This window comes from Natrinema limicola JCM 13563, assembly GCF_000337475.1.
Classification (GTDB): domain Archaea; phylum Halobacteriota; class Halobacteria; order Halobacteriales; family Natrialbaceae; genus Natrinema; species Natrinema limicola.
In genome coordinates, this window is record NZ_AOIT01000053.1 from 1 (window position 1) to 25,246 (window position 25,246).

Consider the following 25,246-nt stretch of genomic DNA (forward strand, 5'->3'; position numbering starts at 1 on the left):
ACGTCCTACGCGAAGGACGCGCTCAAGAACTACGTCCCACAACTCCGCCGGACATACAACGCGTCGGAACTCGAAGACGACCATCCGGTCCGGTTCACCAACCGGGGGTTCCGAATCGATCACTCTGACGAGCGAACGCACGAGTTCTGCTGGCGCGTTCCGCAGGCCGGACGTGGCAACGCCTTCTGGATTCCACTTCGAATCAACCCCGAACAGGAATCGCTCTGGTTCGACCTGCTCGACGAGGATGTGACGGTTGGGGAGTTNGGCAACGCCTTCTGGATTCCACTTCGAATCAACCCCGAACAGGAATCGCTCTGGTTCGACCTGCTCGACGAGGATGTGACGGTTGGGGAGTTCCGACTCCAACAGCACCGCACGAATTGGGTGCTGCACGTCACCGTCGAGTACGAGGTCGCCGACCCAGAGATCCCGGACGACCCGACCCGAATTGGTTTCGATATCGGTGAGTCCAAGCTTCTGACGGGCTGTGCCTGTCAGAACGATACTCCGACTCAACCGTACATCTACNGAGCAGTGGCGCGTGGACGAACGCTTCGACCACTACCAGAACGCCCTGACGGACATCGTCGAGAAGGCGTCTCGAGAAGCCGTCGAGTATGCTGAGTCCTTTGACGATCCAGTGATCGTGCTCGAGGACCTGTCGTATATCCGTGAGAATCTGGATTACGGGAAGTACATGAACCGGCGCTTGCACTCGTGGGCATTCGCCCGACTCACCGACCGTATCGAGGACAAGGCCCTCGAAGCCGGTGTCCCAGTCGAATACGTGAACCCGCGTTACACGAGTCAGACGTGNGCCCGACTCACCGACCGTATCGAGGACAAGGCCCTCGAAGCCGGTGTCCCAGTCGAATACGTGAACCCGCGTTACACGAGTCAGACGTGCCACGCTTGCGGTCACATCGGCCGTCGTGGGGCGCAAGCTGAGTTTACGTGTACGAACGCGGAGTGTTGGGTGACGGAGTATCAAGCGGATATCAATGCAGCAGCGAACATCGCTGGTCGCGTTGACCCGTGGGGAGAGAGCGTTCCTTGGAAACCGGAACGCGATGACTCGCCACGGGATGGGAGCCGTTGTNCTTGCGCTCTTTGAGTCCTGAAATCTCCCTCGACGCGAGGCTTCCCTTGTAGGAAGCCCCGTCCTTTAGGACGGGCGAGGATGTCACACGGTGAATCCTGACAAGATGCCCAAGGCTGACAAATGTATTCCGGTAACCGAAGAAACACACGAGCAACTCCATCGACTCAAGGGAACGAACCAGACCTATAATGAACTCCTCCGAGAACTGGCTCAGGAACGCAACCGCAAAGAGCTCCAGCAGAAGGCCCGCGAGGTCGAACAGAAGGTCGCCGACGAACTGACGTCGCTGGAAAATGTCTGAGTACCGGGTGCTACTCGCAGTCTCACGAGGTCTCCTCGAGTTGCTCTCGAAGAATCGTCCGATGACACCGCTTTTTGTCAGTGTTCTCGTAGCAGACCAAGGCTAGTGATTCGCCGGCCGAGAGCCGATCTTCGAGCTCTGACAGTACTGCTTGCGCTTCGGCCGACTCCTCAAGATACGCTCGATACGCCGCGTCGAATCCGACCTGCTCCCACGCGGCGTTGTGGGCACCTTCCTCACAGAACCCCTGCAGCTTCATGTCAGCTTCGGCGTCACGAAACGCCTCGAGCAGGTCGGTCGGTGGCCCGAGTTCGGGCTGATTCTCATCGACGGCTGCGTAAAACCACCCGGTCGGTTGCCGAACGACGCCGACGCGAGTTACGTCCGGCGGCAGATCGGCCAAATCGTGCTGGATGGCAGCGACGTATGTGTCTGTGAGTTCGCCCCATGACATAGCGTGACTCTACTCTCCCTGCAGTTATATACCGTGACGGATCGAATCGCCGCTGTTCAATGGCTCGCGACAGCGAAGATCCGAACGCCGACGTCCAGTACCATCTCGAGGTCGGCCCCGACGACGTGGCAGACACCGTGCTGTTGCCCGGTAATCCCGAACGACTCGAGAAAATCGTCGCGTTCTGGGACGACCACGAGATTCGGGCCCACCACCGCGAGTATCGGACGGCGACGGGCACGTGCGAGGGGACGCCGATTTCGGTCACCTCGACTGGCATCGGTAGCCCGTCGGCGGCGATCGCCGTCGAAGAACTGGCTCGCGTGGGCGTCGAGACGATGATCCGCGTTGGGTCATGTGGGGCGATCCAGCCGGAGATGGCCGTCGGCGATCTGGTGATCACGACCGGTGCGGTCCGTCAGGAGGGAACCAGCGACGAGTACGTCCGCGAGGACTACCCGGCCGCCGCGGATTACGAGGTTGTTTCCGCACTCGTTGCCGCCGCCGAACGACTCGGCTACGACTACCATACCGGTGTCACGATGAGCGCAGATTCGTTCTACGCCGGACAGGGTCGACCCGGCTTCGACGGGTTCGAAGCCGCCGGCGCTGACGACTTGGTCGACGATCTCAAAGCGGCGAACGTCAAAAACATCGAGATGGAGGCGAGCGCGATTCTCACGCTTGCAAACCTGTACGGTCTCCGTGCGGGTGCAGTCTGTACCGTTTACGCCAACCGCGAAACCGGCGAATTCAGAACCGAAGGCGAATCGCGGGCCGCCGAGACTGCGACACTCGCGACCCATCTCCTGGCGAAAATGGATGCCGTCAAACGCGAGGCCGGCGTCGACCGCTGGCACGCCGGTCTCTCGCTCGAATAGTCCTTCCCTTCCTTACTCCCGAATACGGACGATCCCGTCCTCGAAGACCTTTCGATTCGGGACGATGTATTCCTCGGAGTCATCTTCGATCTTGGTGACGAACAGATCGACCTCTTGGACGATCCCTCGCTGGTCGCCGATCCGAACCTGATCACCGATCCCATAGGGCTGGTTGAGCAGCAGGTAGATCCCCGCTGCACTCGAGACGAGGAAATCCTTGAACGCGACTGTGCCGACGATGACGACGCCAACGGCATAGACCGTCAGCAGGATCAGCAAGGCGAGGACGTGGACGCCGATTTGGCCAAGTGCGATGATGAAGGTGACGTACAGCACGGAGTATTTGACCAACTTCGGGATGATCGATACTTCAGGGAGCTTCACGCCGCGCAGATACTCGCTGACGACGAGTTCGGACTTGTCCGCGACGATGAACCCGATGATGAGCACGAGGACCGCAATAAACAGCTGTGGGATAAACTCCGTCACCCGAAGCCAGAAGGCGTTCGTATCGAGCAGTTGCGCGATGTGGATCGCCGTAAGGACTGCGATACCGTAGATAAACCACGAACTCAGTCGGGCGATAATCTCGACCGTCGAGGTGCCAAGCGACTGGGCGGTCCGCTCGAACGGCGTCCCCTCGACAGCGTCCGGAACACCCGACGCCGAGAGCAACTCCTCGTTGAGTCGGCCGACGAAGTACCCGACGATGAGCCCGAGCGCAAGCACTGCCGCCGCGATGACCGCCGGCTCATTGAGCAACGACTGCCAGACTACCATATCAGTACGCCTCCGGGTCGACCTCCAGGATGAGTTCACCGCCTTTGAACGCTCGGACGAGCCCGTCGCTCTCCGAAAGCACGATCGCGATCGCGTTTGTATCCCGCGTGATCGCGCCGCCAGCCATGTGACGTGCACCCAGCCCCTTCGGAATGTCGACACCCTCCGCAGAGGGCTCTAAGTAGCGATACGCCGAGACGATCTTGCCCGCATCCGAGATGACGAACGCGCCGTCGAGTCGCGAGAATTCCTTTAACATCACGTTGACGATCGGATCGCCGACGTGGACGTGGGACTTCTCGAAGGGGTTGTACGACAGGGGCCGGGACTTGTTCATCACCTTCCCGGCGTCGCCGACGACGAACAACGCGCCCACCGGTTTTCCCTTCTGCCCCTTCTGTCCCAGTTCGATCGCCAGCTCGAGGACCGCCTTGACCACCTCGGGGTCGGCACGGGATTTGGCGAAGAGATCGTAGATCCCCGTGTGGGATTCTGCGTCCGCACGAACCCGCGAGATCGTATCGATCCCGTCGCTGAAGGCGCTGGTCGCACAGAGGAGTTCGTCGCCATCCTCAATGACGTCCTGTTCTAACGCCCCCTCGAGACCAAACCGGATCCGCTCGGTGACGTCCTCGAACTCGAGCGGCAACTCGACGAACGTTTCCGCGCCGACGCTGTTTTCGGTGCCGACAACGATCACGTTCAGGTCCTCGACGGCTGCGACCTGTTCGTAGTAGGAGCCGCTGGGCGAAAAGAGGGCCACGCCATCCACACTCGCAAAGAGATCCCCAAACACGTCGTCTAACCCAGCCATTGATACTACAACTCGTTCCTGCGCGAATAAGCGTTATGGGGTGTCTGACGCACGTCTTTCGATTATCGGTCGTGGCGGTCGAATTCAAGTCGGCTGTCGAACCGTGGCCGGCACTCCCTGTCGGGCGATCGATCGCTGGACGCTGGCTCGAGCGCTGTGACTTGCAGAGTTCGAACCGGCCGGCGATGCTTCTCCGCGAGAAACTGTTTGGAGAAACATGCGCGGGACCGGATTCGAACCGGCGGACCCCTACGGGACAGCGTCCTAAGCGCTGCGCCGTTGGCCTAGCTTGGCTACCCGCGCTCGTCTTCGCCTTTTGCCGAATCGAGTAAGTACCTGTCGGTCCGCGTTAGCAACGAGTCACTGATTCCTCCGGCGACCAATCCGGTGGTACGATGTACGTCACGTGCTCGGGATCTCGCGACTGATGTAACTCAGCGGCCTCTTCGGCGAGCGCCCGATCCTGATAGGGCATCTCGAGACCGCAGCCAGTACAGACGAGTTCACACGTTGGCTCTGTCATGGGCGTCGTGGACCGCTACCGACCGCTGGCGTTGCGCCCTGATCCGGTCGGCAACCGGTTTAGTAGGCGTCTTCTAGTGCAATCCGTGGTGAACGGCTGTGCTACTGATCTGTTCGTAGCACACTGTTGCGGGCGGTAGTGTCGAATTGGGGCGCGATGGACACGGATCGGACGGGCCCACACGTTTATTTTATCCGACCCGATAGGCGACGTATGCACAGCGCGCGTGACCGCATCGAGTACGAACCGTGGCTCGAGGAACTCTCGGAGATCGCCGACCGGCTGGAGCTGTCGACGGAGGCGCGGTCGTGTGCGGCCGATCTCTTTCTCGCCGACGTTCCCGACTCCGATCGATCGAAGCAAGCGGTGTTGGCCGCAAGCGTGTACGCCGGCTCACTCGTCGCCGGTGACGGTCGCACCCAGAGTGCAGTCGCCGACGCCGCGGACGTCTCCCGGCTATCGATTCAGTCCCGCTGGAAGGACCTGCTCGAGTCGGCAGGGCTCGAACCGCCGCGCTGGTAGCCTGTAACGACCCCGTACAACTGCCACGGCTGACGCTCTGAGACAACGATTGGCGTAAGTATCTGCTACGAGATCATTCCTGCGTCGGAGAGACACGTCAATCGTCGTTACGAACAGCGCCATGCTCGTCGATCTCGCCGTTGACGATCCGTGTACTCGAGATGATGTCGCCGTCCTCGGCGAGGACGTGCGGGACGACGACGACCTCGAGCGGGTCGTGGCCGCGCTCGCGGCGAATCTCGTTGATCCGTGCGCCGCCCTCGCGGGTTTCCGGAGAGACAACGAGGTAGTCGAACTGTGGTTCCGTCGCAATCCCCGTCGGCGACTCGAGTTTGCGAATCGCGAACTCGCGGTCGTACTCGGCCGCGATCGACTCGAGTTCGGCCGCAAGCGTCTCCGTTCGCTCGTCGTACGACCGTACCTGCCGATCCGAGTCCCGTGTCTTCGGCGCGAGTTCGTCGCTGGTCAACCCGACCGTCACGTCTCCGAGCTCGAACGCCCGTTCGAACAGCCGCCGATGACCGTCATGAACGGGGTCGAAGGTCCCACCAAGCGCGACGTCCATACCCCACGTCACTCTCGCGGCCCGTATAAAACGGTCGAATTGCTGTGTTTTCTCGCTCACACTCTCGGCTCTCAGTTTCGCCCTTGATATTCGACGATCGTCGATTGTCCCCTTCACATTGTTTTTAGTGGTCGCCGACAGTGTCCCCAATATGGGATTAGACGAGGACGCACTGGAGTACCATCGGACGGATCCCCCAGGCAAGATTGAGATTTCGACGACGAAACCGACGAATACGCAGCGTGATCTCGCGCTTGCGTACTCGCCGGGCGTCGCCGCGCCGTGTCTCGACATCGATGAGGACGAAACCGACGCCTACAGTTACACGGCGAAGGGCAACCTCGTCGGTGTCGTCTCGAACGGGTCGGCCGTGCTCGGACTCGGTGACATCGGCGCACAGGCCTCGAAGCCCGTCATGGAGGGGAAAGGCGTCCTGTTCAAGCGGTTTGCCGATATCGACGTCTTCGATATCGAACTCGACGAAGCAGACCCCGACAAACTGGTTGAGGCCGTCAAGATGATGGAGCCGACCTTCGGCGGGATCAATCTCGAGGACATCAAAGCCCCCGAGTGTTTCACCGTCGAGGAACGCCTACGCGAGGAGATCGACATCCCGGTCTTCCACGACGACCAGCACGGCACCGCGATTATTTCCGGTGCAGCGCTGCTCAACGCCGCCGACGTCGCGGATAAGAACCTCGACGAACTCGAGGTCACGTTCTCGGGTGCGGGAGCGAGTGCGATCGCGACCGCCCGATTCTACGTCTCGCTTGGCGTCCAGAAAGAGAACATCACGATGTGTGATTCGACGGGGATCATCACTGAAGAACGCGCTCAATCGGGTGACGTCAACGAGTACAAACAGCAGTTCGCTCGTGACGTCCCCGAGGGAAGCCTCGCGGACGCAATGGACGGCGCGGACGTCTTCGTCGGCCTCTCGGCCGGCGGCATCGTCAGTCAGGAGATGGTCGCGTCGATGGCGGACAACCCGATCGTCTTCGCGATGGCCAATCCCGACCCGGAAATCGGCTACGAGGAAGCCAAGGCGGCCCGTGATGACAACGTCATCATGGCTACTGGCCGCTCGGACTACCCCAATCAGGTCAATAACGTCCTTGGGTTCCCCTTTATTTTCCGCGGCGCACTCGACGTGCGCGCGACGGAGATCAACGAGCAGATGAAAGTCGCCTGCGCCGAGGCACTGGCCGAACTCGCACGCCAAGACGTGCCCGACGCCGTCGTCAAGGCATACGGCGACGAGCCACTGCAGTACGGCCCCGACTACATCATCCCCAAGCCCGTCGATCCGCGCGTGCTCTTCCGCGTCGCACCAGCGATCGCCGAGGCTGCGATGGAATCCGGTGCTGCCCGCACCGAACTCGACTTAGAGGAGTACGAAGAAGAACTCGAGGCCCGGCTGGGCAAGTCCCGCGAGATGATGCGCGTCGTCCTCAACAAGGCCAAGAGCGATCCCAAGACGATCGCGCTCGCAGAGGGCGAAAACGAGAAGATGATCCGGGCGGCCTACCAGATCCAAGAGCAGGGAATCGCCCTGCCGATCCTCATCGGCGACGAAGACGAGATCAAGGGAACGGCTGCGAACCTCGGTCTCGACTACGATCCGCAGGTCGCTGATCCGTCCGTCGGCGACTACGAGGAGTACGCCGACCGACTCCACGAGCTTCGCGCACGCAAGGGAATTACGCGAAGCGAGGCCGGCGAACTCATCGAACACGATACGAACTACTTCGGGAGCGTCATGGTCGAACAGGGCGACGCCGACGCCTTGCTATCCGGACTCTCCCATCACTACCCGTCGGCACTCCGACCACCGCTGCAGGTGATCGGTACCGCTGACGACGTCGACTACGCGGCGGGCGTCTACATGCTGACGTTCAAGAACCGCGTGATCTTCATCGCCGACGCGACAGTCAACCAAGCGCCCGACGAAGACGTGCTCGCGGAAGTCACCAAACAGACCGGAAAACTCGCACGCCGGTTCAATGTCGAACCCCGCGCAGCCCTGCTCTCGTACTCGAACTTCGGCAGCGTCGACAACGAAGGAACACGCAAACCGCGCAAGGCGGCCGCGATGCTCCGAGAGGACCCCGAAGTCGACTTCCCCGTCGACGGCGAGATGCAGGCCGACACCGCCGTCGTCGAGGATATCCTCGAGGGCACCTACGGCTTTTCCGACCTCGACGAGCCCGCGAACGTGCTGGTCTTCCCGAACCTCGAGTCAGGGAACATCGGCTACAAGCTGCTCCAGCGCCTCGGCGGTGCAGACGCGATCGGTCCGATGCTGGTTGGCATGGACGAGCCGGTTCACGTCCTCCAGCGCGGCGACGAAGTCAAAGACATCGTGAACCTCGCGGGTGTGGCAGTCGTCGACGCCCAGAAAAACTAGACGTGTGAGCGAGGAGGCCGCCGACCGTCGGGACGAAACGTCCGACCGAGAGGGCGAGATAGCCGACGGGCCGCGGTTCTCCAGACGCCAGCTGCTCTGTACTGCCGGCACTGCTGGCATGGTGGGTCTTGCCGGCTGTTCTGGACGACCGTATCGCTCGAGACCCGAGTGTTCGCCCATCACTGCCGCGATGAATACGGACGGATACGTCCCGCTTCCGGCAGACGACGACATCTCGATGTTTCGCCGTGGCCTGCGCCGGTATGGTTACTACCCCAACGAAACCGTTCCCTCGTCCGTACGCGTCGATTGGTCGTTCCCAGTCAACGGCATCGGCCACACCGCGGCCAAGTCGACGCCCCGGCCGACGCCCGACGGCGAGACGATCCTCATTGCCGGCGATACCGGGACGATTCACGCCGTCAGGCCAACCGGCGAGCGCCGCTGGACGCTCGAGACGGGAGCCGGTCGCAGCCTCGGCTTTCATGGCACGCCAGCGATCGTCGGCGACACCGCCTACATCGGCGGCTACGACGGCGAACTCTACGCTATCGATATCCCGTCGGGGACCATCGTCTGGCACACCCGACTGCGCGAGTTCGGCGGCTCGATCGCGATCGGCTCGAGTCCCGCCTACATCGATGGCAATCTCTACCTCGTCGCGGAGTACAAAAACCCCGCCAAGGGCGCATTGTGGGAGGTCGACGCCGAAACGGGAACGCCGACCTGGAGCGACGACCGCATCTGGGGGATGCCCCATCCCTCGCCGGCGATCGACTGCGAGGCCGGCAAGCTCGTTACCGGTTCCAATGACGGCGTTGTCTACTGCTGGGAGTTTCCTTCCCTCGAGTTCGCCTGGTCGTTCCAGGCCGGCGGCGAGGGTGGCCCCGACGGCAAGCCGATGGCCGACGGACGATTCAACCTCGGCGCACAGATCAAGGGGACGATCCCAGTCTACGACGGCGCGGCGTTTGTCGGCTCCTGGGACGGCCGCTTTTATCGGCTCGATCTCGAAGACGGCAGCGAGGAATGGTCGTTCGACACCGGAGATATCGTCATGTCGAATCCGGCGATCGACCCCGACCAGGGCATCGTCTACGTCGGCGGCGACGACCACCACGTCCGTGCGCTCGACGCTGCAACCGGCGACGAACGCTGGTCGGCGTACGTCGGTGACCGCGTCATCGGCTCGATCACGGCGACTGCCGACACGATTCTCGTCGGGTCCTACGATACGAACCTGTATGCACTCGACAGAGCAACTGGCGACCGCCGCTGGCGGGTCAACAACCGTGGCCACGTGACCAGCGGTGCGATCCCCCACGACGGGCGGCTCTACTACGCCGAACGCGGCATCTTCTCGAACTACTACGACGAGGACGAGGAAACGGTGCTCGAGGAGCGTGGTCACGCATACTGTTTGGTTCCCGACGAGTGAGGGCGTCTACCGACAGCCCTCCCCCTCGAACCGGTCGAATGCTTCGATGGTGACTGCAATCGCATCCTGCTCCGGGAGGTCACGGACTGCGTACGCGGTCGGGTAGCGACCGGCCTTGGCGTACGTTTCGGGCTGTGCGATCGTTCGCCGGTCGGTCCCGGAATGCTCGCGGAGGTACGCCCGGGTGAGCATTGGCTCGACGAACGTGAGCGTTGCAGTCCCGTCGCCGTCCGGGTCAGCGGCTCCCCAGATGAGCGTGTTCGTAAACGTCCCACCGTTCATCTCGGGGACGGTGGGGTCGACCAGGTGTTCGCCCATGTCGGTGATGACCCGTTCGTCGACGACTGGATTTCGAGCGTATCCCTCGGGGATGTATCTGGCCGGGAGATCGTAGGTCGGCGCGGCCGGCCCAGTGATGGCGTCGACAGTCTCGGTCGGCAGCATATGAAAGTGGACGTCGAAGTGAGGCACCGTCCAGACGCCATCCGGCGGATGGCCTCCTGGGTTCCAGTTCAGCCCGAGGAACGTCACTGGTGTCGCATCCGTCTCCGGAAACGGAACGAAGAATTCCTGGGACCATTTGTGGTGGATGATCGTCGACTCACCGTTCGAACCGTACTTGTCTGTGTACTCGTCCTCGCCCGAGTTTGCGAGTGCATCGGCCGACGGGAGCCCCTCGAGGACGGCCCGCTCTATCAAGAGGCCATGATATTTCGGCCTCCCTGACGGCGTGACAGTCGTGAACGGCGTCGCCTCGCCGTGTCCGAGGCTGACGGATCGTCCCCATTCAGTGATGCCAGCTGGGGGGAATCCCTCATTCGTGTCTGCAGTTGCCAGTCCACTCAGTCCGATAGCCGCGCCACTGGCAGCTACGGTCCCGATAAATTGTCGTCTCCCGCCGTGAAATCGATCGTGGTCAGCGTTCCGCTCTCGAGTGTGTTTTCGTGTCATTGGTGACTGAGAGTGCCGCGGTAACAATCCCTCTCGAGCCCATACCACATCAAGATGGTAAGGTAACACGCATCATAATCGGCGGATAATCTCGCACCGGTAGACGTGAGCCAGTCCATCGGCAGCTGGCCATCTCGGAGCGTCTGTCAGACGACAACGGTGCTGTACCTTCGCCCTACGATGCTCTTCGGCCGCTTCACTCTCCAATCGCTCGAGGGATCGTCAATCACCACCATCCGAGAAACCGACGGTTTCGCTTGCTGATGCGATGCCGGAACCGGCTCGAGCCACGCTGCTTCGTCAACACGAGGCAACAGCAACCGAATCTCAGGTGGAATTTCGTAGCAGTGCATTCAAGTAGACGCCAAGATTTTGATCTGGTATGCAAGATCAGGGACGCTCTATGCGCAAGCGAACCGGTGGTCGACTGAAGAACGTTCGAAAGCGCCGCAAAGACGAACTCGGTCGGCTGCCGACGGAGACGCAGGTCGGCGAGCCACGATTCCGCACCGTCGACGTTCGCGGCAACGGCACGAAGATGCGTGCGCTCGCGACGGACGTCGCAAGCGTCAACAAAGGCGGCGAGACGGTCTCCGCGGAGATCGAAGACGTCGTCGAGAACGACGCGAACCCGAACTACGTCCGCCGGAACATCATCACGAAGGGTGCCGTCATCGAGACCTCGGAAGGACAGGCACGTGTCACGTCCCGTCCCGGTCAGACCGGTCAGGTCAACGCCGTCCTCGTCGAATAACGCCGATTCTGCCGAACTGAACTGTTCTCCGATTGTTGCTCGTGGGCGAGGAGAGTCGTCTCTCCTCGCCGCTTCGTATCGGCAGCGATCCCACTGTCACGCGCCCCTTCGGCTCTAGAATTCTCGAGTACTAAACCTGACAGCCAGCCGATCGGCGAGGCTCGAGAAGCAAAGTGGCGTGAGCGGCCGGAGAAAGGTACCGATGACCGAGAGCAATTAGGGTCGCGGTGCGGCCTTCTGGAGTGCCGTTTCGGCAATGTTGCCGCCGTAGTCGGCGCTTCGGGATAGCGAGTCGACGATCAGTCCGAGCGACTGGGCCTGTGCGGGCTCGAGATCACGGAGTTTGTCGTCGATTCTGCGAGTGTGTTCGTCGATGTCGACGACGGCTGCAAGCGCATCGTGGCCGAGTCGGTTTGCCTCGTCGGCCTCCTCGGCAAATAGCGCGTCCATCGACTGTTCAAAGACACTGCCTGCTTCGGCGTGGAGGCCGTGAATCGCGTCGGCGACGTCCGCCGGGAGGTCGTCGAGTTTGAGCGCGATGTCGCTGATCTTGACGGCGTGGTCGGCGATCCGCTCGAGCTGGCGGGCACTCGAGTGGAAGTCGAAACAGTCCTCGCGGGAGACACCCAGTTCCTCGACTGCCCGTGGCGAACGAAGCGTCGCGCGAAAGATCCGCGAGACGACGAGCCAAAGTCGGTCGACGTCGTCGTCGCGCTCGATCACGTCGTGGGCGATGTCGTCGTCGTTTTCGACCAGCGCACGGACGGCGTCTTCGAGCATCGACTGGGCGATCAGGCGCATCCGTGTGACCGCGTTGACGATCGAGAGTTCGGCGGAATCGAGCAAGTCCTGAATGACGACGCTGTCGCTCGTCTCCTCGATCACTTCGACGCCGACGAGGCGCTGGGTCGCATCGCGAATCGCGCTGCGCTGGTCGGTCGTGATCCGGCTGGCCTCGAGCCTGATAATATCGAAGCCGCTGACGTACATCGTCATCACGGCCCGCATCAGCTGTTCGTCCTCGAGACCGGAGACATCGATCGACCCCTTCTGTCGTCGGGTTTCCCGCTCGGGGGTCAAGAGCAATTCGTCGCCTTCGGGATAGAATTCGACTGTCGTCCCGCTACTGACGTCGTTCTCGGTCGCCCACGTTTTCGGCAGCGAAACGGTATACGTCGACCCACCAGTCATCTGGACCTTTCGCGTCTCCATACGCGGCGCTTTCTACTACAACAATATAAATCCACTAGACTATAGAGCGATATGGTGATAGCGAGATTGGCGATAGAGCGACTAAATATGCTGTTTTCGGCACCTCCGGAGTGATATCCCTCTATCGATAACAATTATCAACAATAGGTCTATATAGATGTTCCACTCCGTATATCCGGAGCGGCGTGTCGCTAGCGCACCTCGTCGAGATCGACGACCGCCTCGAGATCCACTGACAGCCACGTGGTCAACCGCTCGGCTTCGGAACACTCGCGTGGCGCGATCGTACACCGATCCGGTCCGTCCTCGTATCGGACGACGGTCGACTCGAGGGCGAACGTGTCCTGCTCGTACTGTGTGGCCGTGGCAAGTCGCTGTCGGGTGGTCCGGTCGTCGTAGCCGCTGGTGGATCCGGTCATGAGTTCGTGGAGTCGCGTATTCGAACCGACCAACGGCACGTACAAAGCCACTGCTAGTTGTGCTATTGAGATGTTTGTATCAGTTCCAGCCACTCCATACGGATGTCACAGACGGCTGTCGGTTCTACAGGCGGTGCAAGGCGAGTGCTTCGGGGCTTGACCCCGAGGCGGTTCACGGCAATGCAGAATCTTGCATGCGGGACGACAAAACCAAAGCGGCGATAGCAAGCGAGACGGCTGTGTCCACTCCAGCGTGCAAGTGCCCGGCGTTACTACGGTCGGGGATCGGCCTGTCCGTCGTCAAGCGCTCTCCGCATGGAGGTCTCGTGGACATCCGTCGTCGAACCGTCCTCATCGGGACGACATCGCTCGTAGCTCCCGTCAGAGCGCATCACCCATCGGTTCTGGTTGTCCGACAGCAGCGTCTCGAGATTCGTCTCGAGGCGGTCCTGCAGCCGTGGTGCTTCGATCGGCGTAATCGCCTCGACCCGGCTATCGAGGTTGCGGGTCATCCAGTCGGCCGAGCCGGTGTAGTATCGATCCTCGCCGCCCGCCAGGAAATAGAAGATTCGGGAGTGTTCGAGAAAGCGGCCGACGACGCTGTAGACGTCGATCGTCTCGCTGATCCCCTCGAGGCCAGGCCGGAGCCGGCAGATGTCACGGACGACGAGATCGATGTCGACGCCGGCCATCGATGCCTCGTAGAGTTCGCGGACGATTGCGGGATCCTCGAGCCGGTTCATCTTGGCGACGATGCGAGCGTCCTCCCCGTTGCGGGCGCGCTCGGCTTCCGCCCGGATGAGCTCGACGAAGCGATCGCGCATGTTCCCGGGCGCGATCAAGAGCTTCCGGTAGTCGCGGTGCATCGAGTGACCCGTGAAGTAGTTGAATAGCTTGACGAGGTCCTGCCCCACGTCTCGATCGACCGTCAGCAAGCCGAGATCCTCGTAGTGCTTTGCGGTCTCTGAGTGATAGTTACCGGTGCCGACGTGGGAGTACAGTCGTACCCCGTCGTCTTCCTGGCGGACGACCAGCGACGTTTTCGTGTGGGTCTTGTAGCCGATCGTCCCGTAGGCGACGTGAATCCCTTCTTCTTCGAGTTTCTTCGCCCACTCGAGGTTGTTCTCCTCGTCGAAGCGAGCTTTGAGTTCGACCATGACGGCGACTTGCTTGCCGTTGCGCGCGGCCTCGAGCAAGCTCTCGATGATCTGTGAGTCGCTAGCGGTCCGGTAGATCGCGGCCTTGATCGCGAGGACGTCGGGATCGTTGGCCGCTGCCTCGAGGAATCGCTGGACGGTTCCCTCGAAGGAGTGATAGGGGTGATGGACAAGCACGTCGTCGTTGCTGATCACGTCGAAGACCGTCATGCCGTCGTCAGCCCGCTTGAGCCGCGGATGGGGCTGTGGCGACCACGCGGGAAGTTTCAGGTCCGGACGATCGAGGTCCGTCAGCTCTGCGAAGTCCCGATAGTCGAGGGGGCCGTCGAGTTCGAACACTTCCCGCTCGTCGAGATCGAGTTCGCGCGTCAGAATCTCACGGACCGCCTCGGGCGCGTCGCGTTCGATCTCGAGTCGAACAGCGGTCGCAAAGCGCCGTTCCTCGATGACTTCCTCGATCATCTCGATCAGGTCCTCGGCGACCTCCTCGTTGCGCCGAACCTCCGCGTTGCGCGTGACTCGGAACAGCGCGGTGTCGACGATTTCGACGTCCGGGAAGAGCAACTCGAGGTTGGCTCGAACGATGTCCTCGAGCAGGACGTACCGTGTGTCGTCGCCGAGCTGGACAAATCGGAGTTGGTTACGGGGAATCTTCACCCGCGAGAAGGTGAGTTCGGCATCGGGCCGTTCCCGTGTCAGGACCGCCAAGGAGAGGCTCTGATTCGAAATGAAGGGGAACGGATGGGCTGGATCGAACGTCAGCGGCGTCAGCGTCGGCAGGACGGAACTCTCGAAGTACTCGCGTAGGTGTTGGCGTTCGGCAGTGGCGAGGTCGTCATAGTCGACGATCTGAATTCCTTCCTCCGCCAGTGCGGGCCGGATTTCCTCGCGGTAACACTCGGCTTGGCGCTCGAACAACGGTCGGGCCTCCTCGAGGGCGTCAACCCACTGCTCGTAGGGCGTGCGTCCGTCGGGCGTCTCCTCGGTGACGCCGACCGCGATCTGCTGTTTCAGGCCACCGATGCGCTTGCGAAAGAACTCATCGAGGTTCGTCGTGACGATCGCGAGAAACTTCACGCGCTCTAACAGCGGGTTGTCCTCGTCTTCGACCTCGTGGAGGACGCGCCGCTGGAAGGCGAGTTCGCTGAGCTCGCGGTTGAGATAGTACGACGGGTCCGAGAGATCGACCGTATGGCTCGCGGTGTCGGATTCCGTGCTGTCACCTGTGGTCGTCGCATCGAGTGCCGCCGATTCGAGGTCGGCGGCTGCCATCGGGTCGGCATCGACCGCTCGATCGGGTCCCCCGTCCTCGAGTGGACCGAGCCGTGCAGCCGATTCGCTGTCGGCGGGGAGCACCCCATCTTCAGCGTTCCCGTCAGTCAGCCGGTCGGGTGCACTCGAGTCGCCGTTTTCGCTCGTCTCGTCCAGCATCGACCGAAACGAGACTGTATCCGTGTTCGCGCCGTCTGTCACCGAGTCATGCCGTTGATCGTCCGATTCTTCCCTCCCCTCGTCGTTCTCCGTCGTGTGTCCATCGCTCATCGAATCGTCCACCTCAGCTATCGCCAAGCGCGACGATTTTCGCGGCCGAGCGTTCGACGTGATCAGGCCCGGAGACGCTGTGGAAGCGATCGCGTCGAACGTCGTACGCGGTAAGTTCACCACCGTAGACACAGCCGGTATCGAGGCCGACCGCCCACTCCTGATTGATCGGCTCATCCAGGACGGTGTGGCCGAAAAAGACCCGCGGCTGCCCCTCGTAGGTCTCGAACCAGAACGGACCGTCGTAGCCGTCGCCGTCCGGCGCTCGCATCGTCAACAGGTCCTCGGTGGCGTGTTCCGACAGCGGTCGGTTCGGATCGATGCCGCCGTGGACGACGAGGCCACCGTCCCACGAGATCGCCGTCGGAAGCGACTCCAGGTACTGCTGGTCGGCCAGGTCGAGCGACGACAGCGACTTCTCCCCGTCGATAAGCTTCTGTTCGTTGTTCCCCCTCACCGATAGCAGCCGTGGCGACCGCCTGACGCGATCGAGGACGGCCTTGCTCTCCGGTCCCTTTCGAACCAGATCTCCGACGAACACGGCGAGGTCGTTATCGGCGAGATCGAGCGTCTCTAGGAGTTCCTCGAGCGCGTCCAGACAGCCGTGAACGTCACCGATGACGTAGACGTCGTCCCGTTTCTCGAGGTCGATATGCCGGTGGTCGAACGATACCGCGTCGTCGAGCGCGAAGTTCCCGGTCGTCACGTGCTTTCTGTTGCAGTGCTCCAGCGAGACCGGATAAGTCGTTTATATGTGTTGTATTGCATACTATGTAGTACCCTATAGCCGGGATGCCTGTCGACAGACCCGTTGGTGTCTGTCGGCGAAGGCTCGAGACACAGGATTTCTTTACGCCCGACATCCCACCACAGATATGCACGTCGTCGTCAACGCCGCCATGAGTGCGGACGGCAAACTTTCCTCGCGTCGACGCGAACAGATCGCGATCAGCGGCGAGGCAGACTTCGACCGCGTCGACCGACTCCGGGCGGACAGCGACGCCGTCGTGGTCGGCGTCGGGACCGTCCTCGCGGACGACCCACACCTGACTGTCAAAGACGAAACCTTACGCGAGAAGCGCCGCGAGAGCGACCGCCCGGCAAACCCCGCGCGTGTCGTCGTGGACTCGAGCGGCCGGACCCCAACAGATGCAGCGATCCTCGACGACGCGGCGACGACCTACGTCTGTCTGAGCGAGGCTGCATCCGTCGAGCGCCGCGCAGCCCTCGCTGACAGCGCTGAGTTGGTCACCGCAGGCGAGGAACGGGTGGATCTCCTCCGTGCGTTCGCGACGCTCCAAGAACAGGGCCTCGAGCAGGTCATGGTCGAAGGCGGCGGCGAACTCATCTTTTCGCTGTTCGACGCCGGGCTGGTCGATGAACTCCGGGTATTCATTGGCTCGAAAATTATCGGCGGCCGCGACGCCCCGACGCTGGCCGACGGTGAGGGGTTCGTCACGGAATTTCCATCGCTCGACCTCGAGTCGGTTGACCGACTCGACGACGGCGTGGTCCTGACTTGGCGCGTCGCCGATCGCTAGGCGTTATTCGAAGTCTGGTTCGCGATCCTCGACGAACGCCGCCATTCCCTCGCGCTGGTCGTGCGTCCCGAAGAGACTCGCGAAGGCGCGCTTTTCGTACGCGATACCGCTCTCCTGGGACCCTTCGTGGGTCTGGTTGATCGCTTGCTTGGCGGTCTGCATCGCAAAGGCCGGCTTCGCGGCGATTTGATCGGCCAGTTCGCCGACAACATCCTCGAGTTCGTCGTCAGGAACAACCTCACCGATGAGTCCTGCCTCGGCAGCCGACTCGGCGTCGAGGCGCTCGCCGAGGAAGATCATCCGGCGTGCGGTCTCGTCACCGACCAGGCGCGGCAGCCGCTGAGTGGCACCCCAGCCGGGGATGATCCCGAGATCGATCTCGGTGTTGCCGATCAGTGCCGACTCGGCTGCGACCCGCAGATCGCAGGCCATCGCCATCTCGCAGCCGCCACCGAACGCGTAGCCGTTGATCGCGGCGATCGTCGGCGCGGGGAACGCCTCGAGCGCGTCAGCGACGTCGTGGCCGAGCGCGCCCCACTCTTCACCCTCCGCCGTGGAGAGGTCCTGCATATACTTGATGTCGGCACCGGCGATGAACGCGTCGCCGGCCCCCGTCAGGACGAGCGCGCGAGCGCCCTCCGCGGCGGCTTCCTCGAGTGCTTCACCCATCGCCTCGAGCGTCTCGATGTTCAACGCGTTCAGCGCGTCGGGTCGGTCGACAGTTAGCGTTGCAACGTCTCCGTCCCACTCGAGTCGGACTGTGTCCCAAGACATACTCCGGCGTTTGACGGCCACCGTCAAATCCTTTCGGACACGGTGACGGTTCGGCGAATCGACGATCGATTTTTGATCCCGGTCCCCGCCACATCTTTCTTCGCGCAGGCTCTTAAATCGGATATGGAACGAGCCACGTTCGGCGGCGGGTGTTTCTGGTGTATCGAGGCGGCCTTCGAGGAACTCGAGGGCGTTGAATCGGTGACCTCTGGCTATGCCGGCGGTCACACCGAGGACCCGGGTTATCGGGAGGTCTGTTCCGGCCAGACCGGCCACGCTGAGGTCGTCCAGATCGAATACGATCCCGATCAGATCGCCTACGAGGACTTACTCGAGGTCTTCTTTACGATCCACGACCCAACGACCAAGGACCGTCAGGGCCCGGACGTAGGTTCCCAGTACCGGTCGGCGATCTACGCACACAGCGACGCGCAACTCGAGACCGCCGAGGCGTTCGCTGCGGAACTGGAACAGGAAGGCGTCTACGACGGGATCGTGACCGAGATCGAGCCACTTGACACGTTCTACGAGGCCGAGGAGTATCACCAGAACTACTTCGAAAAGAACCCGACCGACGCCTATTGTCGGATGCACGCGGCACCGAAAGTCGAGAAGGTCCGCGAGAAGTTCGCTGAGAACGCGGCCGCAGACGACTGAATCAGTCGCTTGCCGACTGGTGAAAGGTATCTCCGTCTCGAGTCAAACAAGCACATATGGAGAGTCACCCGGACGTCCTCGTTATCGGCGGCGGCGCGACCGGAACGGGAATCGCCAGAGACCTCGCACTGCGGGGCGTCGACGTTACACTCGTCGAACGAGACGGACTCGCGGCCGGCACCTCCGGTCGCTCGCACGGCCTGCTCCACAGCGGCGCTCGCTACGCCGAGGCCGACGGGCCGGAGGCCAGGGAATGTCTCGAGGAAAACCGCATCCTTCGTGCGATCGCCGGAGCGTGTATCCGGGACACTCGGGGTCTGTTCGTCCAACTCGCCGACGACGACCCGGCGTACTTCGACGCAAAGCGAGCCGCCTGCGACGACGTTGGCATCCCGACCGACGTGATCGACGGCGCGACCGCTCGCGAGGCAGTCCCGACCCTCACAGGCGACGTCGAACGGGCGATGTGGGTCCCGGATGGCGTCGTCGCTCCATCCCGGCTGGTCGCTGCTAACGCGGTCGACGCCCGCGAGCACGGCGCTCACATCCGTACGCATGCGCCGGTTACGTCGATGACCGTCGAGCGCGGGCGGGTGACGAGCGTCACGCTCGGTGGTGACGCGGACGAGACGATTCACCCGCGCTACGTCGTGAACGCGGCCGGACCCCACGCCGGCCACGTCGCCGAACTGGCCGGCGTCACCGTCGCGATGCGGCCGACCCGGGGTGTCATGGTTTCAGTCGACTACGAAGGCCTCGAGCCAGTGCTCAACCGGTGTCGCGAGCCCGACGACGGTGATATCATCGTGCCACATGACGGGCAGGTCGTCTTGGGGACGACGAGCGTGCCGGTCGACGATCCGGACGACTACGAGCGGGCCGACTGGGAACTCGAGCGAACGATCGACGAGTGTGCGGCGATGCTCCCGCCGGTTGCCGACGCCGAACACGTCCGGACGTGGTGGGGCGTGCGGCCGCTGTACGAACCCGAGGAAGCCGCCCATGGCGGACGTGGCATCTCGAGAGGATTTCACCTGCTCGATCACGCCGGTGAGGGCGTCGAGAACTGCTGTAGCATCGTCGGCGGGAAACTGACGACCTATCGGGTGATGGCCGAAGCGACGGCCGATCTGGTCTGTGACCGGCTCGGCGTTGATGCCGACTGTCGCACGGCGGAGACCGAACTCCCGGGCGCGTCGGACCCCGAAAGGCTCGATGCGTTCGTCGAAGAGTTCGACGGACAGGGACCGACAGATGCGGACATCGTCGACTCGAGCTGAACTGGAACGCCAGCAGCCGAATGTGGACGGCGTCGCTCCGCCACGCGCGCTCATCGGTTTCGAGATCTGACTGTCTTTTCGACCGTGAATTGGCTTTCTTACCCCTGCTGGTGTGCGATGGGGTGCATGAGCGACGACACCGACTCGTCACGGCCGACGATCGATCGACGGTCCACCCTCCGTGCGATGGGGACCACGTTGACGGGACTGGGAACACTCACAGCAGTCCAGACAGCGGCCGCACAGCGCGATCACGAGTGGCCCGCCGGCGGCTCACACGGGCACTCTGATCGGGAGCACGAACGGGACAGAGAGCACGTCGACGATCAGGAGTACGAAGACCAGCAGACGGTCACCGACGACACCGAAACCATCGAAGTCACGATTCCGGCCGCCTGGAGCGACGTCGACACGACGCCGGCCAGCATCGGTCCCTCGATCTGGGCCGCGCCGGATCTCGACGCGTTCATCGCCAGTTGGGACGTTCCCGGCATCGAAGTGTACACGACGACGGAACTAGGTTCCGACCTCGAGACGGCCCTCGACCAGTATCTCGAGGAACTCGAGGTCGGTGAGCAGTGTACCGACGGCGGCCAGCAGCTGTTCAGGACCGCCGAGTACGTGTTCCTGAGTCAGCTCTTTGCCCAGTGTGGTGACAGCGAAACGGTATTTTTGGCGATGGCCGGTGCGCCAGTCGACGAATCGGCGGACGAACTACCGGGCGGAAACACGACGGCTGACCAGCAGATGATGCAAAACGAGACGCCGCGCGGAAACGCAACGCCGGGCGGCGTCCCCGGACCTGGGTTCCCGGGCGGTTCCCAATCCGACGTGTCTGACGATCAAATTCCATCGGACGCCCCGTACGTGATTCTCTTCGGCGCCCAGATTGTCACGGAACGTGACGTTAGGGCTGTCGTCACTGCCCTCGACTCGCTCGAGGCACAGGAACCCGACACAGAAAACACCTGATCGAACAAGCCACCAGCCGCGGCTCGAGCACGTTCCTGGCTCGCTCGGCGGCCGGCGCGTTCAGATATCCCGGCCAGCGTTCGACCAGATACCGAGCGATCGACCGCTCGAGCGATCGACGTCGATGCGAAACGTGTCTTCGTCGTTGAGGCCGATCGTGATTCGATTGAAATCTACCACGTATCGCGACGTCTGGTGGCGGCCCTGCCGAACGCCGAGGGGTTCGCTGACGAGCCCAGCCTTTGTCAGCTGATCGAGCTTTCGATAGGTCGTCGACAGCGGTAGATCCGCTGTCGCTGCGATCTCGGTGGCGGTTTTCGGTGTCTTGAGAACCGCGATGATCTCCCGGCAGCCGTCGTCGTCCAGTGCGGCAAGGACACGCTCGAGTTCGGGTGTTTCGCCGGGGGCAGAAGCCTCGAGAGCCATTGCTGACGGTTGGTTTGCAGCCAGCGGTAAAGACACGTTTGGTTCGGCGTATCATCGACCCAGCAGATAGCGAGTGGCCAACTACATGTCCGCTCAGTTCGATCGGTCGGATATGAGTAACGACCAGTCATCCGACGAACCGATCGAAAACACGCCCGGACAGGGACGGACGCCCGAAGCCGAGCGGATCGAGCCAGCCGCCCCCGAGGAGTTCGGCCTCGTGCAGGTCTGGTGGGGCGACGGCAAGGGGAAGACGACCGCGACGCTCGGTATGGGCATGCGCGCCGCTGGCCACGGCTACCGTGTCCACATGCTTCAGTTCATGAAGGGTGGTGCCTCGAGCGTCGACGCGGTTCGCGGCGAGTACAACGCGATCGCTGCCCTCCCCGGCATCAGCTATGAGAATCTCGGCCACTACGGCTGGCATGGAATGGCAGACGGCAGCGACGAGGCCGACCACGAAGCCGAAGCGCAGGCCGGCCTCGAACGCGCCCACGAACTGCTCGAGGCGGCCGACGGCGCCGCCCTTGACGAGCCGATCGCCCTCGACGCGGAGCCGGAGGCGGGAATGCACATGCTGATCCTCGATGAGGTCCTCTACGCCGCGGACCGCGGACTGCTCTCTGAGGACGACGTTCACGGGCTCATCGACGCGAAGCCCGACGATCTCGAACTGGTGCTGTCGGGAAGCCACACTGAGCCGTCGTATCTCGAGGACCGCGCGGACCTGATCACGAACGTTCGGAAGGTGAAACACCCAATCGACGACGGACAGCGGGCACGACGCGGCACCGAATTCTGATCGCCACAGCGGGTCCCGACCCTGCTCGAATGGACCCGGATTTTTGCCGGTCGAAGCCGACGACTCGCGTATGGCAGAACGGACTCGCGCACACGTGTTCGTCTCCGGAACCGTACAGGGCGTCTATTACCGCGCGAACACTCGTGATACAGCCCGCGAGAAGGGCGTCAACGGCTGGGTGAAAAATCTCGAGGACGGCCGCGTCGAGGCGGTTTTCGAAGGGGCCGAAGATGCGGTCGAGTCGATGATCGAGTGGTGTCACACAGGCAGCCCCGCGGCTGAGGTCGAGGACGTCGAAGCCGAATACGAGGAGCCACAGGGCGAAGACGGATTCGAGATTCGCTACTGACCCGGCGAACAGACTGACTCCACGCCGACAGATCGCGAATGGGAATCATCGACCGCTTCGAAGAGGAATATCTCGATGTCTCGAGCAGCCGCGCAACGGTCCGAGAGTTGCTCGAGTTGTTCGTCGGCGCAGTGTTGTTCGTCGTCGGTGCGAGCGCGCTAGCGTCCTATCTGCTCGGGCAGCAGGTCGCAATGTGGCTCGCTGTAGCGCTGACCATCGTGTTCACGATCACGATCGTCTCACAGGCCTACTGGGCCATGACCGGGCGCGAGGATTATGACTAACGACTGTTCAGTCACTCGTCGATCTCGTAACGGCGAGCACCGCGTATCATGCGGATTGTGAGCAGTCCAACACCGGCGACGAACGCGATCCAGACCGGATCGGCTCTGTCGGGGGCCGTTGCCTCGACGACTGCGACGAGCAGGGTAAGCGCCGCGACGTACAGGACGTTCGTTCCGACGAACTCGGCGAGCCCTTCCTCGTCGGTGACGCGATCAGGGTCGTAACCCGCGATCAACTCAACCATCCCCACGTACTTGATCAGGATCCCCAGCGCACCGACGAATCCCGCGGTCGCGAGGAGCGTGCCAACCGACGCGGTGGCCATACTAAGAAGCGACAACCAGTTCACAAAACAGTTCCGGGCGATCCGGTCGGCAATAGCTGGGCAGTCAGTCCGTAGTTCTGAGATGATGGAAAATATACGTCTGAGCGTACCCGGCGTACTCACCGCCGAGCCGGTCACGGAGCGCCCGTGAGGTGGCAGCGTACGAACCGTGATCGCACTCTGGATAGTACTCCTCGATCGCCGATTTGATCCAGGTGTCGAGCGGGACCGCCTCGTCGAAGCCAAGCGAAAACAACAGGACACAGTCAGCTACCTTGTCGCCAACGCCGACGAACCGTGTCAGGTACTTTCGTGCGTCCCCGTACTCGAGGTCCCGCGCAGCTTCCGGATGGGCCTCACCGTTTGCGACCATCTCTGCCGTGCGGACGACGTAGGGGGCGCGATAGCCCAACCCGAGGTCGCGAAGGTCGGCTTCGGTCGCGGTCGCGAGCTGTTCCGGCGTCGGGAACGCGTGATAGGTCTCGCCGTCGAACGCGACTTCGTCGCCGTACTCCCGTGCCAGCGTCGTGACCATCGTGTGAATACGACTGACCCGCATCTGGGCCGAGCAAATAAACGAAATGAGACAGCCGAAGGCCGGATCATCTACGAGTCGCATCCCACGGTGGGCCTCGTATGCCTCGCGGAGCAGTGGATCGTCCGGCCCGGCCGCGACGATCCCCTCGAGATCGTCGTCGAGGCGCAACAATCGGCGGACGATCGGCTCGGCGTCGGTCGTCGACTCCCACTCGAGGCTGCCGTCGCGGGTCCGCACGCGGATCACGTCCCCGTCGCCTGTGCCGTCCGAGCCGACGACCGTCGTATACCACGCGTCGGGTGCCGGCGTGCCGCCATACATCTCGCCGTCAGAGCGCTGCCAGAGGTAGCTCTGACCGCTCTCGAGCGTTCGGTACAGATCGAAGCCACCGGCGAGTTCGTCGATCGAGATCGTCCCCGTCTCCATTCGTCCGACCCTTCGACGGTGTGGGCTTTTGCCTTTCGACCCACCGCCGAGCTATCAATCACTCGATTATTGCTGGATCGGATGGCACAATGAGACGGGCGATGAGAACTCGTGCGAGGCGAACCTTCTTACTGTAGGCCATCCAATGTCACGGTATGAATTGCAGGGTCGTCGTTGAAGCCGCCGTGCCGGTCTTCGACGTTGAGACGGAGGACGAGGCGATCCGGATCGCCATCTCGAAGACGGGAGAGATGTTGAACCCTGATCTAAACTACGTCGAGATCAACATGGGCGAGCGTACCTCTCCATCGGGAGAGGAACTCCCACCTGCGTTTATCGCGGCCGACGAAGCACTCGTTGCACTCGAGTTGGAGATGACCGTCTTCAACGTCGAGCGTGAAGAACACGCCTCGCGGATCGCACGAAAGGAGATCGGCCAACGTCTCGAGAACATTCCACTCGAGGTGATGGAGGTTGAGGTCATCGAAGAGGAATCGGCTGACGAGGACGCGACCGACGAGTCGACGGATACGGAATCAACCGACGAGACGGAGGAGACAGCGGACGACGACGAGATCCTTCCCGAGTTCGAGGATCTCGTCGAATAACGGCCTCATTTTCCCGATCGGTACGAGACACCGATCCACACCGCATCGTTATCTTTTGGCGCAAACGGCGGAACGGACTCTGCATAGACAAATTGTGCGACGAGTCTCGCCAGTCACCAGTAAGCAACGATCGGAGGATGCGACGATATTCTTAGTCCGCAGTTGCGGCGACTGCTTCCTGCTCCCCTTCCCGCATGTTCTTCGTGATTCCCCCGGCGAGCGCAAAAACAGCAGCTTTGTGGTCGGTCTTCGATTTGTGGATGGATGTCGGCCGAATGCCTCGTGATTCGTATTCTTCGAGGTCGATCTGGCAGTCATCCCACTCTGCACACTGGTTTGATACCTCCGCAAGAAGGCCGTGAAGGTGAATGAGCTCCTGCTTCTTCATAACCATCCACTCCTACCCACTGCAGGGTTATATTATTATCTTGAGTCGCG

General features: G+C 62.1%; 28 protein-coding genes, 1 tRNA gene and 1 pseudogene. 15 read left to right on the forward strand and 15 right to left on the reverse strand.

Features of this window, described 5'->3' with window-relative positions; all coding sequences use genetic code 11:
- Positions 1–1,117 (forward strand): annotated as a pseudogene (locus C476_RS13425) (IS200/IS605 family accessory protein TnpB-related protein); the annotation flags it as partial.
- Positions 1,118–1,208: 91 nt separating this feature from the next.
- On the forward strand, positions 1,209–1,406 hold the full coding sequence (locus tag C476_RS13430) for a hypothetical protein (RefSeq protein ID WP_008013884.1): 198 nt from the start codon (positions 1,209–1,211) through the stop codon (positions 1,404–1,406).
- 22 nt (positions 1,407–1,428) lie between these two features.
- Here C476_RS13430 and C476_RS13435 read toward each other — a convergent pair whose 3' ends face one another.
- A complete protein-coding gene (locus C476_RS13435) occupies positions 1,429–1,860 on the reverse strand; it encodes a DUF488 domain-containing protein (protein WP_008013887.1) in 432 nt (143 codons plus the stop codon).
- Positions 1,861–1,919: 59 nt separating this feature from the next.
- Between C476_RS13435 and C476_RS13440 the strand changes: the two genes are divergently transcribed.
- A complete protein-coding gene (locus C476_RS13440) occupies positions 1,920–2,741 on the forward strand; it encodes a nucleoside phosphorylase (protein ID WP_008013888.1) in 822 nt (273 codons plus the stop codon).
- A gap of 12 nt (positions 2,742–2,753) precedes the next feature.
- On the opposite strand, the gene C476_RS13445 is transcribed toward C476_RS13440, so the two are convergent.
- From C476_RS13445 to C476_RS13455, 3 genes are all read right to left on the reverse strand, one after another.
- Entirely contained in the window at positions 2,754–3,521 is a 768-nt protein-coding gene (locus C476_RS13445) for a mechanosensitive ion channel family protein (protein ID WP_008013890.1), read from the reverse strand.
- A 1-nt stretch (position 3,522) separates the two neighbouring features.
- Positions 3,523–4,335: a diadenylate cyclase DacZ gene (dacZ, locus tag C476_RS13450; RefSeq protein WP_008013891.1), complete on the reverse strand. Its 813-nt coding sequence runs from the start codon at positions 4,333–4,335 to the stop codon at positions 3,523–3,525.
- A 218-nt stretch (positions 4,336–4,553) separates the two neighbouring features.
- A tRNA-Leu gene (locus tag C476_RS13455) sits at positions 4,554–4,638 on the reverse strand.
- A 433-nt stretch (positions 4,639–5,071) separates the two neighbouring features.
- On the opposite strand from C476_RS13455, the gene C476_RS13460 reads away from it, so the two are divergent.
- On the forward strand, positions 5,072–5,380 hold the full coding sequence (locus tag C476_RS13460) for a transcription initiation factor IIB family protein (protein ID WP_008013895.1): 309 nt from the start codon (positions 5,072–5,074) through the stop codon (positions 5,378–5,380).
- Between the two features lie 97 nt (positions 5,381–5,477).
- Here the strand turns inward: C476_RS13460 and C476_RS13465 are convergent, their stop codons facing one another.
- A complete protein-coding gene (locus C476_RS13465) occupies positions 5,478–5,945 on the reverse strand; it encodes a phosphopantetheine adenylyltransferase (RefSeq protein WP_008013897.1) in 468 nt (155 codons plus the stop codon).
- A gap of 151 nt (positions 5,946–6,096) precedes the next feature.
- On the opposite strand from C476_RS13465, the gene C476_RS13470 reads away from it, so the two are divergent.
- Both C476_RS13470 and C476_RS13475 read left to right on the forward strand, forming a co-directional pair.
- Entirely contained in the window at positions 6,097–8,352 is a 2,256-nt protein-coding gene (locus tag C476_RS13470) for an NADP-dependent malic enzyme (RefSeq protein ID WP_008013899.1), read from the forward strand.
- Positions 8,353–8,356: 4 nt separating this feature from the next.
- Positions 8,357–9,790, forward strand: a complete 1,434-nt coding sequence (locus tag C476_RS13475) for an outer membrane protein assembly factor BamB family protein (RefSeq protein ID WP_008013901.1) — start codon at positions 8,357–8,359, stop codon at positions 9,788–9,790.
- 6 nt (positions 9,791–9,796) lie between these two features.
- Here C476_RS13475 and C476_RS13480 read toward each other — a convergent pair whose 3' ends face one another.
- Positions 9,797–10,741 carry a hypothetical protein gene (locus C476_RS13480; protein ID WP_008013904.1) on the reverse strand — a complete coding sequence of 315 codons (945 nt, stop codon included), beginning with the start codon at positions 10,739–10,741 and terminating at the stop codon, positions 9,797–9,799.
- A gap of 382 nt (positions 10,742–11,123) precedes the next feature.
- Between C476_RS13480 and C476_RS13485 the strand changes: the two genes are divergently transcribed.
- Entirely contained in the window at positions 11,124–11,495 is a 372-nt protein-coding gene (locus C476_RS13485; RefSeq protein WP_049911865.1) for a 30S ribosomal protein S8e, read from the forward strand.
- A 216-nt stretch (positions 11,496–11,711) separates the two neighbouring features.
- On the opposite strand, the gene C476_RS13490 is transcribed toward C476_RS13485, so the two are convergent.
- From C476_RS13490 to C476_RS13505, 4 genes are all read right to left on the reverse strand, one after another.
- Complete coding sequence (locus C476_RS13490; RefSeq protein ID WP_008013907.1) at positions 11,712–12,707, reverse strand: phosphate uptake regulator PhoU; 996 nt, start codon at positions 12,705–12,707, stop codon at positions 11,712–11,714.
- A gap of 191 nt (positions 12,708–12,898) precedes the next feature.
- Positions 12,899–13,126 carry a DUF7511 domain-containing protein gene (locus C476_RS13495; RefSeq protein WP_049911876.1) on the reverse strand — a complete coding sequence of 76 codons (228 nt, stop codon included), beginning with the start codon at positions 13,124–13,126 and terminating at the stop codon, positions 12,899–12,901.
- Between the two features lie 272 nt (positions 13,127–13,398).
- The gene (gene ppk1, locus C476_RS13500) at positions 13,399–15,825 is read right to left on the reverse strand and encodes a polyphosphate kinase 1 (protein ID WP_049911879.1); all 2,427 of its coding nucleotides are present in this window, start codon (positions 15,823–15,825) and stop codon (positions 13,399–13,401) included.
- A gap of 13 nt (positions 15,826–15,838) precedes the next feature.
- Positions 15,839–16,531 (reverse strand): metallophosphoesterase family protein, encoded by a 693-nt coding sequence (locus C476_RS13505; protein WP_008013912.1) that lies wholly within the window; start codon positions 16,529–16,531, stop codon positions 15,839–15,841.
- A gap of 169 nt (positions 16,532–16,700) precedes the next feature.
- On the opposite strand from C476_RS13505, the gene C476_RS13510 reads away from it, so the two are divergent.
- Positions 16,701–17,366 (forward strand): 2,5-diamino-6-(ribosylamino)-4(3H)-pyrimidinone 5'-phosphate reductase, encoded by a 666-nt coding sequence (locus C476_RS13510; RefSeq protein WP_008013914.1) that lies wholly within the window; start codon positions 16,701–16,703, stop codon positions 17,364–17,366.
- A 3-nt stretch (positions 17,367–17,369) separates the two neighbouring features.
- Here the strand turns inward: C476_RS13510 and C476_RS13515 are convergent, their stop codons facing one another.
- Entirely contained in the window at positions 17,370–18,140 is a 771-nt protein-coding gene (locus C476_RS13515) for an enoyl-CoA hydratase/isomerase family protein (RefSeq protein ID WP_008013915.1), read from the reverse strand.
- A 123-nt stretch (positions 18,141–18,263) separates the two neighbouring features.
- On the opposite strand from C476_RS13515, the gene msrA reads away from it, so the two are divergent.
- The 3 genes from msrA (at position 18,264) to C476_RS13530 (ending at position 21,049) form a co-directional block, all read left to right on the forward strand.
- Positions 18,264–18,797, forward strand: a complete 534-nt coding sequence (gene msrA, locus C476_RS13520; protein ID WP_008013917.1) for a peptide-methionine (S)-S-oxide reductase MsrA — start codon at positions 18,264–18,266, stop codon at positions 18,795–18,797.
- 56 nt (positions 18,798–18,853) lie between these two features.
- Complete coding sequence (locus C476_RS13525; protein WP_008013920.1) at positions 18,854–20,077, forward strand: FAD-dependent oxidoreductase; 1,224 nt, start codon at positions 18,854–18,856, stop codon at positions 20,075–20,077.
- A gap of 126 nt (positions 20,078–20,203) precedes the next feature.
- Positions 20,204–21,049 (forward strand): hypothetical protein, encoded by an 846-nt coding sequence (locus C476_RS13530; protein WP_008013922.1) that lies wholly within the window; start codon positions 20,204–20,206, stop codon positions 21,047–21,049.
- Positions 21,050–21,109: 60 nt separating this feature from the next.
- On the opposite strand, the gene C476_RS13535 is transcribed toward C476_RS13530, so the two are convergent.
- Positions 21,110–21,475 (reverse strand): winged helix-turn-helix domain-containing protein, encoded by a 366-nt coding sequence (locus C476_RS13535; RefSeq protein WP_008013924.1) that lies wholly within the window; start codon positions 21,473–21,475, stop codon positions 21,110–21,112.
- 112 nt (positions 21,476–21,587) lie between these two features.
- On the opposite strand from C476_RS13535, the gene C476_RS13540 reads away from it, so the two are divergent.
- The 3 genes from C476_RS13540 (at position 21,588) to C476_RS13550 (ending at position 22,910) form a co-directional block, all read left to right on the forward strand.
- Positions 21,588–22,277 (forward strand): cob(I)yrinic acid a,c-diamide adenosyltransferase, encoded by a 690-nt coding sequence (locus tag C476_RS13540; RefSeq protein WP_049911881.1) that lies wholly within the window; start codon positions 21,588–21,590, stop codon positions 22,275–22,277.
- 70 nt (positions 22,278–22,347) lie between these two features.
- Positions 22,348–22,626, forward strand: coding sequence for an acylphosphatase (locus C476_RS13545; protein ID WP_008013929.1), 279 nt, complete (start codon positions 22,348–22,350; stop codon positions 22,624–22,626).
- A gap of 38 nt (positions 22,627–22,664) precedes the next feature.
- Positions 22,665–22,910 carry a hypothetical protein gene (locus tag C476_RS13550; protein WP_008013930.1) on the forward strand — a complete coding sequence of 82 codons (246 nt, stop codon included), beginning with the start codon at positions 22,665–22,667 and terminating at the stop codon, positions 22,908–22,910.
- A gap of 11 nt (positions 22,911–22,921) precedes the next feature.
- Here the strand turns inward: C476_RS13550 and C476_RS13555 are convergent, their stop codons facing one another.
- Entirely contained in the window at positions 22,922–23,236 is a 315-nt protein-coding gene (locus tag C476_RS13555) for a DUF3784 domain-containing protein (RefSeq protein ID WP_008013932.1), read from the reverse strand.
- 64 nt (positions 23,237–23,300) lie between these two features.
- Positions 23,301–24,200 (reverse strand): DNA-3-methyladenine glycosylase family protein, encoded by a 900-nt coding sequence (locus tag C476_RS13560; RefSeq protein ID WP_008013935.1) that lies wholly within the window; start codon positions 24,198–24,200, stop codon positions 23,301–23,303.
- Between the two features lie 155 nt (positions 24,201–24,355).
- Here C476_RS13560 and C476_RS13565 point away from each other — a divergent pair, with 155 nt between their 5' ends.
- The gene (locus tag C476_RS13565) at positions 24,356–24,808 is read left to right on the forward strand and encodes a DUF555 domain-containing protein (protein ID WP_008013938.1); all 453 of its coding nucleotides are present in this window, start codon (positions 24,356–24,358) and stop codon (positions 24,806–24,808) included.
- A gap of 151 nt (positions 24,809–24,959) precedes the next feature.
- On the opposite strand, the gene C476_RS13570 is transcribed toward C476_RS13565, so the two are convergent.
- Positions 24,960–25,196, reverse strand: coding sequence for a UPF0058 family protein (locus C476_RS13570; RefSeq protein ID WP_008013940.1), 237 nt, complete (start codon positions 25,194–25,196; stop codon positions 24,960–24,962).
- Between the last annotated feature and the right edge of the window lie 50 nt (positions 25,197–25,246).